Annotated in this window: 10 protein-coding genes; 3 read left to right on the top strand and 7 right to left on the bottom strand. The window is 38.8% G+C overall.

Going from position 1 to position 13266, the window contains the following annotated elements; translation table 11 throughout:
* Positions 1-16: 16 nt before the first annotated feature.
* Entirely contained in the window at positions 17-811 is a 795-nt protein-coding gene (locus tag ACZ1G6_RS14730) for a hypothetical protein (protein ID WP_472616980.1), read from the top strand.
* A 109-nt stretch (positions 812-920) separates the two neighbouring features.
* Here the strand turns inward: ACZ1G6_RS14730 and ACZ1G6_RS14725 are convergent, their stop codons facing one another.
* The 5 genes from ACZ1G6_RS14725 to ACZ1G6_RS14705 all read right to left on the bottom strand — a co-directional run bounded on the left by ACZ1G6_RS14725 (position 921) and on the right by ACZ1G6_RS14705 (position 9233).
* Complete coding sequence (locus ACZ1G6_RS14725; RefSeq protein WP_472616979.1) at positions 921-1616, bottom strand: outer membrane beta-barrel protein; 696 nt, start codon at positions 1614-1616, stop codon at positions 921-923.
* Between the two features lie 126 nt (positions 1617-1742).
* Positions 1743-2171 (bottom strand): hypothetical protein, encoded by a 429-nt coding sequence (locus ACZ1G6_RS14720; RefSeq protein WP_472616978.1) that lies wholly within the window; start codon positions 2169-2171, stop codon positions 1743-1745.
* Between the two features lie 8 nt (positions 2172-2179).
* Positions 2180-7060, bottom strand: a complete 4881-nt coding sequence (locus ACZ1G6_RS14715) for a DUF5724 domain-containing protein (protein WP_472616977.1) — start codon at positions 7058-7060, stop codon at positions 2180-2182.
* Between the two features lie 339 nt (positions 7061-7399).
* A complete protein-coding gene (locus tag ACZ1G6_RS14710) occupies positions 7400-8626 on the bottom strand; it encodes an MFS transporter (RefSeq protein ID WP_472616976.1) in 1227 nt (408 codons plus the stop codon).
* A gap of 76 nt (positions 8627-8702) precedes the next feature.
* Positions 8703-9233 (bottom strand): nuclear transport factor 2 family protein, encoded by a 531-nt coding sequence (locus ACZ1G6_RS14705; protein ID WP_472616975.1) that lies wholly within the window; start codon positions 9231-9233, stop codon positions 8703-8705.
* A gap of 111 nt (positions 9234-9344) precedes the next feature.
* Between ACZ1G6_RS14705 and ACZ1G6_RS14700 the strand changes: the two genes are divergently transcribed.
* Both ACZ1G6_RS14700 and ACZ1G6_RS14695 read left to right on the top strand, forming a co-directional pair.
* The gene (locus ACZ1G6_RS14700) at positions 9345-10259 is read left to right on the top strand and encodes a LysR family transcriptional regulator (RefSeq protein ID WP_472616974.1); all 915 of its coding nucleotides are present in this window, start codon (positions 9345-9347) and stop codon (positions 10257-10259) included.
* Positions 10260-10513: 254 nt separating this feature from the next.
* On the top strand, positions 10514-12070 hold the full coding sequence (locus ACZ1G6_RS14695; protein ID WP_472616973.1) for a hypothetical protein: 1557 nt from the start codon (positions 10514-10516) through the stop codon (positions 12068-12070).
* Between the two features lie 69 nt (positions 12071-12139).
* Here ACZ1G6_RS14695 and ACZ1G6_RS14690 read toward each other — a convergent pair whose 3' ends face one another.
* Together ACZ1G6_RS14690 and ACZ1G6_RS14685 are read right to left on the bottom strand one after the other, a co-directional pair.
* The gene (locus ACZ1G6_RS14690; RefSeq protein ID WP_472616972.1) at positions 12140-12748 is read right to left on the bottom strand and encodes a hypothetical protein; all 609 of its coding nucleotides are present in this window, start codon (positions 12746-12748) and stop codon (positions 12140-12142) included.
* Positions 12745-13236, bottom strand: a complete 492-nt coding sequence (locus ACZ1G6_RS14685) for an RNA polymerase sigma factor (protein WP_472616971.1) — start codon at positions 13234-13236, stop codon at positions 12745-12747. Before ACZ1G6_RS14685 ends, ACZ1G6_RS14690 begins: the two co-directional genes overlap by 4 nt.
* Positions 13237-13266 lie beyond the last annotated feature (30 nt).

Here is a 13266-nt window from a genome sequence, read left to right as displayed (position 1 = left end):
TTTGAGGAAGATAAGAATGTCAGCTTATAAATTTATTGTTGTATTATTTTGCGTGATTCTTAGCGCCTGTACCTCAACCAAAGTAGCGGATGTAAGGTATGAGCGAGGTGAACTATTAAAGTCAGAGCAAACGCCTGAAGTGCTTGATTCAACAGATTTCGAATTAGCTATCAATAAAGACTCCATAAAACTAAATGAAAAATTCATCTACAAATATACCGATATTAAGATTTATGAAAAAATAAAAAGTACTAATCTAAAAACCGAAGGTACGACTGTGACGGACAATCCTTTCTGGGCAATTGTTGGCACCCCAGGGGCCTTGTTTTTAGATGTGATGACACTCGGGATGATGGGCGCAACCGCAGAAATTTGGACAAAAGACAGTAATGAATGGAAAACCATCAAAGACAAATTAGCCGACGACTTTATTGTCGATGAAACCGATAAATTTACTTATAAAATGTCCCCATTGACTAATCAAACAGTACAGCTTTTCATAAATAACAGGCCTTCTAAAGCACTTTTTACTGATAACAAAGGGAGCGCGCAGTATAACTTTGCAGACGCGCTATACAATAGCGAGGTGCAACCAAGTGAATTGATAAAAAATCAAGGCGTTACGGTGAGTGCCGAATATCAAGGTAAGCAAGTTAACCAAAATTTTTCAAATAAAGAGATTGACGAATCGTACTTTGAACGCAAGTTCAATGATATGAGAGCGTCTCTTGAACAAAGATCAGGGCGCTTTGGAAACTGTGAATTTATTGCAAAAAGTAAGCGCGAATTCTTTGAATGTTTCTATGAATAGCATCATGAAACAAACGCGCTTCTAAGTTGAATAAATATAGATGTCATAGTGCGATACCTAAGAACTACTATCTTTTTCAATATCAACATTATCGTCACTTTGTAGGTACTTAAAACACTAAACGCACACCCACATTAACCGTCGTGATTTTACCGAACTCGTAGCCTGTGCTCAGTGAGATGTTTGAAAGGAAATTCCAGCGTCCGTTCACACCAATCAATATGTCGGATTCGAAGGGATCTGAACCACTGGACGCAATACTACCAACCGCTGTGTAACGCGCATGACCCTGCAGATGGAAAGTCTGCGTTGCTACCCAATTAACACCAATCTGCGCGCCAATGCCACTGTCTTCAGCGTCAACATTTAAATCGAAGCCGTCAGCACGCGCGTCCTTGAACTCAAGTTGGTCAAAGCTCAACCGACCGTAGTAAGATAAATTATCCGAAACAGGGTATTGGTATCCAACTCCAATACGCCAACGCGTCATGTCGTACTCACCGGCTATAGTGCTGGTGCCGCTGCGTACTTCAAGTTCTTGGCCAAGTGATGCGTACTCGCCAAACAGGTGCATTTGATCTTTGAACTGCCACGCTCCACCAATAAATCCGCCGCCATCAGCATCACTTTCAAGCTCGAGTGGAACGCCCCCTGTCACTGCTGTGGATGTCTCAATGTCGTTGACAAAGCCGCCGACGATACCGCCCTCGATGTAGGTAAAACCGATATTTTCAGCATTCGCCGTCAGCGGTCCAGCCAACGATACCGCAATCACTACCATGATCATTCTGTGTTGCTTTAACATTGGTATATCCTTTACTTTAAAAAAACTAAGCTCTACTAATTACTGTAGCGGGTAGCTTAGGAATAACAACGTTTTCACAAATATTAATAGGCAAACGTGTATCCCAAAAAAAGCCAAGTGAAAAACCTACCAATATGTGCCAGTTAAAAATGTCATACGAACAAAAGTGATTTCGCTATCCTCATCAAGGTTTATTTGTGTTGAAAGCTCCTTGACTTCCTCGTCATTAATAAAAACAACAAACAAGCCGTCGGCAAACGCTTCGCAGGCATCTTTAATTGCTTTGTTTTTATTTGCCATGGTGTTGTTACTAATATCAGCAAATTTTACCTTGCCGCTTTCAGCTTGCCCAGTAATCTCACTTGGTGTTAAAAAAGCTAAAACTGACGGATTCTCATTGTTTGAATTTTTTCTGTCTATATTGTAACGATTCACTTCGCTAATCACGCAGCGTTCAATAAGGGCTTGCAAAGAATCTGGTTTACTATCAATTTTAAAGTCAACAAGATGTACTTTCTTTTTTCCTAAACGTTTTAGCCTTATTTTTAAATTCATGATCTCGCTTATTTATTAATTTGTGCTAACACTGTCGGATCTTGGATTTTATGATCTTCAGCCAAAAGCTTCATTTTGCTAATGAGCTCTGCTGACTTAGGGTCGTCATCTATAAACGGTAAGAATATTCGACCTCTGTGCTGACTTTGTACCGCAATTATATTCAAATCAAGTCCTTTTCGCTGCACCCGCGCGCTACCTAAATGTATACTATATTCAGCTAATTGCCCGGTTACGATTATATGCCTTTCTTTTACTTCCACATTTTTTAGTTTAAACAAGCGCGCTGATTCTCTAGCTAAAGCAGCGCGCATTTCCATTGAACTATGACTAGCCTCCGGGTCGACTTGTCCAACATGCGCAATACTTACCACTAAATCAAGGTCACGCATGACTTCACTAAATATCACTGGGGGTACGTTTTGAAGTGGAATGTTTTTGTAGTCTTTTAAAGAATGAAAGCATACATATTCAACCGCAGGCGCTTCAATATCAGCGGGTGAAAACCAATCTGCAACAGCGTAAATAGTCGCCATAAAGCCATGTTTATGAAATACCTTTTGAAGGCCATCTTCATAGCTTACTGTCCAGCCACTTTTGCGTAAAAGTGCTACCGTCTTATTCGGCTGTATTTGATATCCTTGATAGCGTTCAGAGCGATTACTTCGCTCTTTCTCATTTTCTGTAATGAGGTACAATTCTCGGAACACTTGTTTAAATACTTGGCTAATTTTGTTTTCAAACATGTATTGCTGATATTCGCTCCACAAGCCAATCTTTTGCAGATGGGCGCAATGCGCAATGACTAGCTCATCGTTATTGCTTATTTCATGATGGGTTCCGCACGCATCCAGTAAATACCCTTCTTTATAAAAGCCCGAACTTTGTTGTGTTTGATTAAACAAAACAATATTACTAAACATAGCTTTAACAATAGGGTGTTGCATTATTTTGTCTATTTCAACGTTTGTAAATACGTCTTCACGCAACATCGCATTTTCCAAAGCCAAGCGAGTGCGACTGTATTGTTTACTCAAATAAGTTTTGCCATCTTTTAGTGATATTACTTGTTTGTCTTTTTTGTACTTAGCTGGAATAGACTTTTGTGTTTTATCGCCTTTTTGCACAAGGATATGCGCTTTACCAAATTCATCAATTTGCAAGGTCATAGTTGCGTCATCGAACACTACTGTCGACTTATCCATAATCGCTTGCGTCGCTTTGCCCTCCATCGCCCATTCAAAGCGAGTACGGTCTTCATAACCTGCATTTCGTGCTAAATTATCTAATGCAATTTCACAGGCATTGCGTTCACTTTCCTGACGCTGAGCGCCAAATTGTTTACTCTCTTTCAAAAAGGTTTGAATAAGATTGTATCGCTTGAGCATGTCTTTTTCTGGGACTGTTTTGCTTAATGGGATGAGCCCCAACGCTCGAAGATAGTCTTTATCACGTTTATCGATAACCTTTTTTATTGTTTCGGTAATCTTGACTTCGCCAAGCATTACGCTTGAGTAAAGCTTTACCTGTCGGTGTCCGTTGCCATCAGTTATATATTTAGCCGCGTCATGTAAAAGCTTCCAATTAGACTTTCCAAGTGCACTATATACTCGATTAAACCAAACGATATCAATGGCACCATTTTGAAAATCATTACCCTCTATAACTGAATGACGCGCAATTTCAGTTTCTTTCTGCGCACTTCTATAATCGCTGGCATGTGCATGAAACCACCACACTGCAGAAGTAAAATCGTTAAGCTTTAAGTGTTGCCCAATCCAATCAGCCCACACGACCGCATAACAAGCAAGTTCTACTAATCGTCCTTTGTCTAACCCTGACTGCTCAACACTTTTGCTGAAATCTTCAAATGTATCATTGGGAGCCGGTTTACTGTTGGCAATAATTCGGCTAAAAGACACTTTTTTACTGTCATAGCTATAGCTATAGCCTCTATTGAGCGTTTCTTTGCGTAATCGAGTGAGTGCTTCTAACATATAGCGGTAGCCCTCAAATACACTTAGCTGCCTTATGTATTTGGTCGCCTCTGTCCTGGTTTCACCGCGTGAAAGTTCTATATCTAACAGCCTTTTTTTAAGCCTGTCTACCTGACTATTGGGTAAATTTAGACCTTTAGTAGATACGCCGCGTACTTCTCTTTTTCCCTCTAAAGCAATTAGCATTTGGTCGTCAAACATAGCTTGAAAAAAGAGATTCTCTGCAGGTATTTCTCCACTATCGTAAAGTCTTAGCGCTAGTTCTACATGCGGAAACAAGGTGTTATGTTTTTCTAGTTTAATTTCAGTGGATAACAATACTTGGGGATCATTTATGACGTTTGGAAAGCCCAACTGTTGAGCAAACACATATTGACGTAAATCATAAAGCTTGATGGCTAATTCTGGTGTGAGCTCTTTTGTGCTTTGCGTGTCTCCAATAAATCGGCCAAATTCAGAATAGGCAAGTATGTCGACCCATATTGCCTTACCGAGCCAAGAGTTGCGCTTACCAATCGTACTTGATTTTAGAGATGCTGGGCATCTTGCAATCATATCTTCAAGTATAGATATACAAAAAATGCTCAAACTCGTTAAGTCACAGAATGCCGCAATTAATGCATCTAGAATTTGGTTGATTTTATAATTGTCACTTTGGTAATAATGTTTATCGCTAATTTTTATACCTGTCAAATTAGGATAATATGACAGCATATAGTCCCTCATTTTTCCTAAATCTTGATGTTGACGACTGTTCTTATCTACATATGCTTTAGCGTAAAAAAGCTCATATTGATTTAGGTTTGACTGGCGATACCACGATTCCCATACATCAGCTAATGCAAACGTTGCATATTTTTGCGTTGCTGACATCCCTCTTGTGTCCCTAACTGTGTAGTCACAAACATTGCCTACTAATTGAGTTTGGGTCTCTTTTTGCCAGCCTTGTGATGTATATTCAGTATTACGATGTTTTTCAAATAAAGAGAATAAAGCGTTAATTTGTTGTATGACGTTAGCGGTATCAACATGCTTTTTTAAAAACGCTTTTTGTGGACTTTGTATAAGACCAAAAATACCTTTTTTAGCGGGTATCGTTTTTTGTGGGTGCATCAGCGGTCGCATATTACTAAAATCAACTACACCAAAACCATTTTTAAATGAATAATCGCTTGCGTCTGAGTTAGACGAAAAATATGCCAGTAAAACTTCTTCATTTTTATCAAAGCTTTTACGCTTTTTGTATATCTCAAGTTGCTTTTCAATAAAGCCTTGTGAACCTGACTTTTTATCCAACTTTGTCAGCACTTCTAAGCCAGCTAGACGCTGATTAATGTTTGCAGACCCAATCAATACCTCTGTCGTATTATGCAAATGGTCGATATCTTGAGCCATCAGCAAGGTAATTAATTCGCCTCGCAAATCTTTATGTTGACGAGATAGCAAATCTACAATTAGTGTAAACTCAGCTTCAGTTAGTGGAAGATGCTTTAAAGCGCACAAACCTGTCGCCATCACCGTTGTATTACGGTCTTTTAAAGCTTGATACAGTACATGACGTTTCCAGTGTTTCGGTTCTAAGTCTAGTTTGGCTGTGCTCTTATTTGAATTGCTATGAGCGTAAAAACTATATCGAAAGTGCTTTGGGAATATTTTTTGAATATATTGCTCGCGCGAAGCACTGGGAATTTCTGCTATATCCTTAGCTAATTTCTGGAGTTCTGTATTTGAAGCTTGTTCTATTAGCTCACTGTAAAAATCCTCCGCATTTAAATCGTAAAATTTCCATTCAAATATGTCTCCACCAAACCTTTTTCCTTTTTTCGGCAAGCTATTTGCAGTATTTTTTACTTTATTTAAAAATGTAGAATCCCATGCAAAGGTAGGCGTGTTCTGCAATAACCAATAATCTAATTCAATATCCTCGCCCCAATGTTTCGTCATATAAGCAATAAGCTCGGTTACGCGTAAATCGGAAGAGTGTATAAAGAATAGAGCAACTAACTTGGTATGCTTGGGTGTATCACGATCAATAATAATGTCAGCAGCAAATTTGTTGGCAACCGCTGCATCGCTGACGCCTTCACTCCAAAGTGCAACATAAGTCTCTACGTTGTCCTTGCTTAAAAAGGCAGCTTTTCGTTTGCCTGGATGATCTAAAAAATCTTTCGCAAGGCTAAGTATCTTGGTGATAGTTTTCTTTTTTGGTGCTTCCCAAGCGAAACCAAACCAAACATCAATGGCGCGAATTACACTGCTAAATCGCGTTAAATCATTGTCTAAAATTAACCCTATAAAGTACCGTAAACAATTGATATTTGTTTCGTCTGTGCACTCAAGTATAGTTTGACGCAAGCCTTCTTGACGTTGGGCAGCTAGCAATAAACGACCAACTAAGTGCCAATTCGATTCCTCGTCACTTAATAGAAGTGCTTTAATTAAGTCTTTTGAAATACCACCGTGGTCGTCCTCACCATTAATGATATCCTTGATTACTTCGGTAAGTTTGGATTGACTGGGTGAGTTTGTTTGGGCGCCTATGTCTTTGGTAGCTACGGCTAACAAATAAGACAAATTATGCGCAGAGAAGTGTGGCAACAAGCGAACTACTTCAACAAATGAACAAGCGTGTAAGCCTTGACTGGCAGCAACGCACATATCGCGCAGTATATCAATTGCATTACCTAGATGCCGCTTATTTGGCGCCACCCTGTAAGCGCGTCGCATGTAGTGTTTTTGAAACGGTAAAGTAAAAATTAAATCCCACGTTTGAGGAATGTAATTTGCCCACAATGGGCCAAAAATTTTATTTGCGAGTTTTTTGCCTTCTTTACTCAACCAAGGATTGCTAATCGCGTCATTCTCAAATGCCTTTAAATACGTTTTAGTCACATCAATGTATTTGCCTCCTTAGCAAATATAGGGTTTGTGTGACCAACTTACCTAGTATCTGATACCGATGTGAAAAGTCATAAAATGACTCGTTTTCGAAGTCTAGTTTAGGTTTTGACTTAACAAATTCTTTTGCTTGGTCTTGAGTCATCATGTTGAAGAGCTATAAGCGTCATTGCTCATTACAACTTATCCTTAGTCAAGTGCTACATTTCCATATCATTTTTGCTGATTTAGGTATTAATGCAAGCGTTTTTGGCCTTTAATGAAGCTAACCATATTAACTACAACTTGTGTATATTCTTTATTTGGACTGCTTTTGATAGCTACATTATTTGGCTATATCCGCAAAGCCTTAGGTTTCCATATTCCTGAGCAAGCGGTTAACAGAAAAATACAAGCAATACCCGACAAGCCACCCCAAATCCAAAAGCTATTAACGCCAATTAACACGTACATCGACGTGGATACCACAGGCATTATTGCCATCATTAAAGCACCTAGGCTTTCTTCTAGCCCTAAAATACTACCTTGGTTTCTTCTATCAGTTTGCGTCGTTAAAACAGATTTTATGGTAGGAAAACAGATACTAAATCCTAAGTTAGCGGCATAGTAAACACCCAATAACAACCAATAGTTCTCTACAAATGGAAAATTAACCAAACTTAAAAACAATAGTGTTAACCCTAATACGAGGGCTTTTGCTTCACCTACTCGGGCCACAATGGGTTTGATTAATACAATTTGATTAAAAATAGCAAAGCCTCCGACGAAGAATAAAAAATTCCCTATTTGTATTTGATTGAGTGCAAACTGATCAATCAAATAAAACACCATTACGGAGGTATAAGATGCCATAGAGGCGCCTAAAAACAAGCGAACTATTAAGACATTTCGTACCACAGTTTGACCTTTTAAATCGGCAAAAGATGCTCCTATTTTAAATGGCTTAAACCAGTCAATATGCGAAGTTTTTGACTTTTCTTGCTTCGCATCATTTATAACAAAAAAGACAAATATCAGCGTGACTATGCTCAGTAGAGCGCCAACGCCAGCTGTAGCTAAATAGTTATAGGAAGACGCCATTGTGTATGCGCCAATTGCTGGACCAATGATCATGGCCAAGCCCATGGTCGCGCTTAAATAACCAAAGTAGGTGGCCTTTTCTTCTTTACTAGTGATATCAGACAAATAAGCGTTTGTAACAGACGAGTTGCCACCTGTTATGCCATCTACCACACGAACAAGTAATAACAGTGCAAGCAACAAAAGCACTGGTAATGTATAAGATGATTCAACCAGCCATAGCAGCATGAACAAAATCCAAGATACAAAAGTTCCGGCCTGAGTTACTAACAAAATGTTACGTCGACCATACTGATCTGAAAGACTGCCAAATATAGGGGCAGCCCAAAATTGACAAAAACTAAACACACCTAAGATTAGACCAAATGTCCAGTCTGCTAATTGCCAATTTCGCAAAATAAAAGGAATAACGGGGATAAGTAAACTAAATGACAGTGTATTGACTAAGGTTAATAAAAGCGCGGGGATAAGTTTTTTCATATGAAGTAACTCGCTATTAATTACGCGTTAAATATTGCGCACCATCACTTTTGGTGCGCATTACTATAATCTAGCACTACTTATTTTGCATCGCAGCGACTGTGGCTGGGTCCATATAGGTTCTATGCTCTATGATTACCCATTGATTATCGCGTTTTTCCAATACATCTACATTGACTGCAGAACCCAAATAATCCAAAGAAGTGGTTGCTTCATAAACGGTTAAATAACTTGTGACCGTTGCTTTTTTATCATCACCGCTTATCACTAGATTTGATGCGACGTGACGCTTTCCGCTAATATATGGGCGAGATTGTTCCAATGCTGCTTCAACTTGCTTCGGTCCTACTGCTTTTCCAAACGCTGTATCAAATACACCCTCATCAGCAAAATATGCACCGTAAGCTTTATAGTTACCAAGGTCTATCGCATGGTTTAACCGAGCAATAATTTGACGAAGTTGCATATCGTTTGTTGGGCTTAAGTTATGCGCTTCACTTATGTACGAATCGCCTAATGGAGCAGGCGCTGCGATGGTATCATTTTGAAATGCAATAGCTAAAAATAATACTGTAGTTAAACCTAGAACTTTAATTGAATTTTTCATAATTTCACCTTTTAAATTGATTGTTTGCTTTAAGACGTAGCCATCATAGATTGTTAATTAAAATGAGGGTAGTATGTGAATATGAGTTACTTTATTGACTAAAATGGAACAATGATAATAAAACAACTTGATGACGCTTATGCCATAGTCAAAGCGGCAAGAGCGGGTAGTTTCGCTAAAGCGGCTAGGCAAATGAATATGCCAGTAGCAACATTCAGTCGCAGAATTGCAAAAATGGAGTCACGAGCAGGCGTGAGGTTTTTTGACCGCACTACACGGTCTCTTCATGTTACCGAAGTGGGAAAGCTTATTGAACAACATGCACAACGAATGATTGATGAAGCAGAAAGTGCTTCAAACTTAATAGAATCATTAAAGGATAAGCCTTCGGGCGCTTTGAGAATTAGTGCCCCTTTAAACTTTGGACAAGGACTATTAAATGAAAGCATAAGTCAGTTCTTATCGGCATTTCCAAATTGCCAAGCATTGGTTGAATTAACTAATCGCCAAGTAGATATTGTGCATGAAGGCTATGATATTGCTATTAGAGCGGGTCACCCGGGAGATATGGATGTAATAGCTAAAAAGTTATGTAAACTGTCTGCCGGATTTTATTGCAAAAAAGATAGCGCTCACAAGAAGCTCAAAGATTTACAAGAAATAAAACACAAGCCTATCGCTTTACTTCGTCCAAAGCTTAACGCAAACAATACACTTAGTGCGCTTGACGAGAATAAAACGCCACATGAGATTTCATGCCTACCAATGTTAGTATCAACCAACCCGTGGCTTATAAAGGCCGTGAGTTTTGACAATGACTATATATTTACTATGCCTGATTTTATGGCTAATGATGCGACTATATTAAGGCTGCTTCCAAACTATTACACATCTAGTTTGGATATTTATGCGACATATTCATCAAGAAAGCAATTACGTCCTGCTATAAGGCAGTTTATCGATATTTTAGCTAGTAATTTAAGCAAGCCAACATGCAATTCGCTTAAGGCTGATATCGACATTTGAATATCAGCTTTTAATAAAATACCGAGTCACAGATACACAACTATTTGTTTTTATCATCAAAGAATAGTCTGTGTGGCAACTTGCTAAATCACTTACATAAATTATGGCTTTCAAACATAGTAAATTTACTGTATGTTTTTTTAAGTTTTGAATAAAAACTACACAATCCGAAAAGCTACATAATAAAAATAACTGGCTAATCACTACAAAATGGATGGTAGATTCTTAGTCAAAGATAAATGGAAAATAATAAAATGAGAAAACTCAAAACAAGACTAGCTGCAGGCGTTAGTGCCGCAATCGCAATTACATATTCAATTTCTATATTAGCTGAAGATCTCCCTTCAATTGTTAGCCTACCAGTCATAACCGATGACTGTGGAGTGACTTCATGCGCAGATAGACGTGAATTTACTATCGAACAAACATTATCAATGTTATCAGATGCTAAAAATCGTCAAAGTGCTTTACGTGAGAATGCAAACAAGGCCTCAAATAACGATAAGCATAAACATGGAAAAGGTTTTGGAATAGGACAGAATGACAACAGTACACAAGTCGTGTTCCTTAATTTTGACCAGTCTTCACCAACATTCCAAGCGATACCGTTCTCCGGTATTTTAGAAACCTTCGATTCTTATAACTACTCGCAGGAAGAAAGAGATTTAATTCAAGCAAACATCGCAGAGCGCTATGAGGGTTTCGATATTGAATTTACTCAAGAAGAACCTACCGAAGGAGATTACTCTACGCTGAATTTTGAATGTCAAAATGACAGCCCTTGTATCAACTTCTTCGGCGGTATTTTGTTTGGTCGTGCTCAGTCGATTGATATTCGAAATGAAAATAGAAACGACAGTGCGTTCGTTGATGCGAATCTTTGGAACGTATTTTTTCAGATAGATCCCTCTGGTTTCCAACTTTCTCGTTTTTCTGGAATTGAAATAGTTGATGGTGACGTTGAAGCTGCGCTTTCTAAAGCGGTTGTAAATCAAGCCTCTAATACAGGTGCCCATGAACTTGGACACAATTTAGGACTTCGTCATCATGATAGCTTTGGCGCGCCGGGTGATGGCGTGACTTTAGGCACTGGAGATTTCTTCCCTGTGTTTGACGGACCGTTCGCTGCTTTGGAGTCATTTGATCATACTATGGCCTCAGGTGCTAGTGTGGGTACAGGCTTTGCTGATAGTACTGTAGACTTGCGCTTTTTCTCTGAGCGTTCTGCACTTAAACTTGCCGCTAATCAACGTCCACTGATATTAAACGAGCAAGATGTAACTGGTGGAAATAAAAAAGTGAAGCTCAGAAGAGTGCTTGCTCCGAACACGATTGAATCAGGTGACAATGCAGAAGGTAAACTTGAGCTTCTCGAAGCTAGAGTCGAAGGCAGGATTGATGTTGCTGGTGAAGTAGACAGTTACAGATTTAAAGCAAAAGCTGGCCAATTTTTGAATGCAGAATTTTTTGGGTTTGACACGCTGCCAACTAAACTTCAACAACAAGCCGATTTTGTTATTGGTGCTCTTGCGCTTTATTTTGTTGAAGACGATGGTTCTTTAACCCTTGTAAGACAGAACTTTCAAAACTTCGAGGGATTTGATGCATTATTGGTAGACGCACCTTTAGACAAAGATGGCGAATATGTAATGGAAGTGTTCTCTCCAGATATTCTAAACTTAGGTAATGGATTCATTATTTCATTAGACGCTACGGGTAATGGTCAGTTCCGCTCCGGTAATTATGAAGTTAGTATGTATGTGACTAATGGACGTCCGGGCAAGGGCGTATCACGCGTACCGGGAGCGTAGTTATATAATAAAGTCGTAAAATTGCCCCGTATTGCCATAAAGGTAATACGGGTTTTTTGTCCTAATCAGTTAGCTGTCCTTGCCCAATGCCGCTAACTTTTGCTCGATATCATTTAGCATTGGTTCAAACTTATCTTTCACTGCTTTTTTATTCATGAAATAGATACCAGTGTAAAGTACTAACACAAAGCTTAGATACAACACTTTACCGGTTGTTAAAATCGGAAGACCTACATCATTCACGTTTGCCCCTAAGGAAATTAGCGCAATACATAGTCCTAATGGTCCTAAATACCACCAAACAATAGACTCCAACATTTCTTTTTGCTGCCTTACTTTTTGTTGCTCGGTTTGTAAAAAACAAAGCATGCTTGCACCACTATATCCATCAGTTTGTTTTGCTTTTTGCATACGATAGGGAATATATAGGCAGCTAACAATCGCGACGATAAAGCCGATACTTTGAACAGTACTATTGCTAATAAATAAACCTAAAATCCAAATCGGAATAAGGCATAAAGCAACACCAATTTCTAATCTGTCGCGCTTTTTAATATTACTATCCATGGTTTCAATTTTTTGCTCTAACATGTTCAACGACTCCTCTATTTCATCTGTCTGCTCATTGGAATGTACGATTTGTTGACGCCAGTTTTGCTTTAAATCATCAAGTTTCATGCCTGCACCTCGATAAACTGTTGCTCAAATTGTTGCTTTATTCGTTTAATTCTAGATCGCACTGCATTGCTTGAAATGCCTAATACCTCTGCTGATTGATCGGAGCTAAGACCATCTAAATACATCATTAACAAATTTCCATCGATATCTTCTAACGTATCCATAAATGAAGTTAGGATATCTGCTTGCGTCCCTTCATGGCTGCTTTGCTCAACTTCCTGTTTTGCTTCATATGAGCTTGAATCATTGTTAAATGTGTTCGTATGTTTTTGGATTTTGCGAACGTAAGCATATGCTGTGTTTAAAGCGACCTTGTAGACCCATGTTTCAATTGCTGAGTCACCAGCAAATGATGTGTAACTTCGCCATAGCTGCATCAAAATCTCTTGATATAAGTCTTCTTTTTCACTGCCACGACTATAACGCGCGGCTATATATCGTATCCTTCCGTGATTGTTGGCAATAAGTGCTTTAAAGTCTTTTTGCATAATTCACTTTATTAATTGTGCATATAGAGT

This window comes from Glaciecola sp. HA4-3 (assembly GCF_055693685.1).
This window is presented reverse-complemented; position numbering and strand designations above follow the sequence as displayed.

Bases quoted from the DNA above. Each gene is read 5' to 3' on its own strand.
- ACZ1G6_RS14730 (WP_472616980.1), top strand. From the start codon at position 17: ATGTCAGCTTATAAATTTATTGTTGTATTATTTTGCGTGATTCTTAGC.
- ACZ1G6_RS14725 (WP_472616979.1), bottom strand. From the start codon at position 1,616: ATGTTAAAGCAACACAGAATGATCATGGTAGTGATTGCGGTATCGTTG.
- ACZ1G6_RS14720 (WP_472616978.1), bottom strand. From the start codon at position 2,171: ATGAATTTAAAAATAAGGCTAAAACGTTTAGGAAAAAAGAAAGTACAT.
- ACZ1G6_RS14710 (WP_472616976.1), bottom strand. From the start codon at position 8,626: ATGAAAAAACTTATCCCCGCGCTTTTATTAACCTTAGTCAATACACTG.
- ACZ1G6_RS14705 (WP_472616975.1), bottom strand. From the start codon at position 9,233: ATGAAAAATTCAATTAAAGTTCTAGGTTTAACTACAGTATTATTTTTA.
- ACZ1G6_RS14700 (WP_472616974.1), top strand. From the start codon at position 9,345: ATGATAATAAAACAACTTGATGACGCTTATGCCATAGTCAAAGCGGCA.
- ACZ1G6_RS14695 (WP_472616973.1), top strand. From the start codon at position 10,514: ATGAGAAAACTCAAAACAAGACTAGCTGCAGGCGTTAGTGCCGCAATC.
- ACZ1G6_RS14690 (WP_472616972.1), bottom strand. From the start codon at position 12,748: ATGAAACTTGATGATTTAAAGCAAAACTGGCGTCAACAAATCGTACAT.
- ACZ1G6_RS14685 (WP_472616971.1), bottom strand. From the start codon at position 13,236: ATGCAAAAAGACTTTAAAGCACTTATTGCCAACAATCACGGAAGGATA.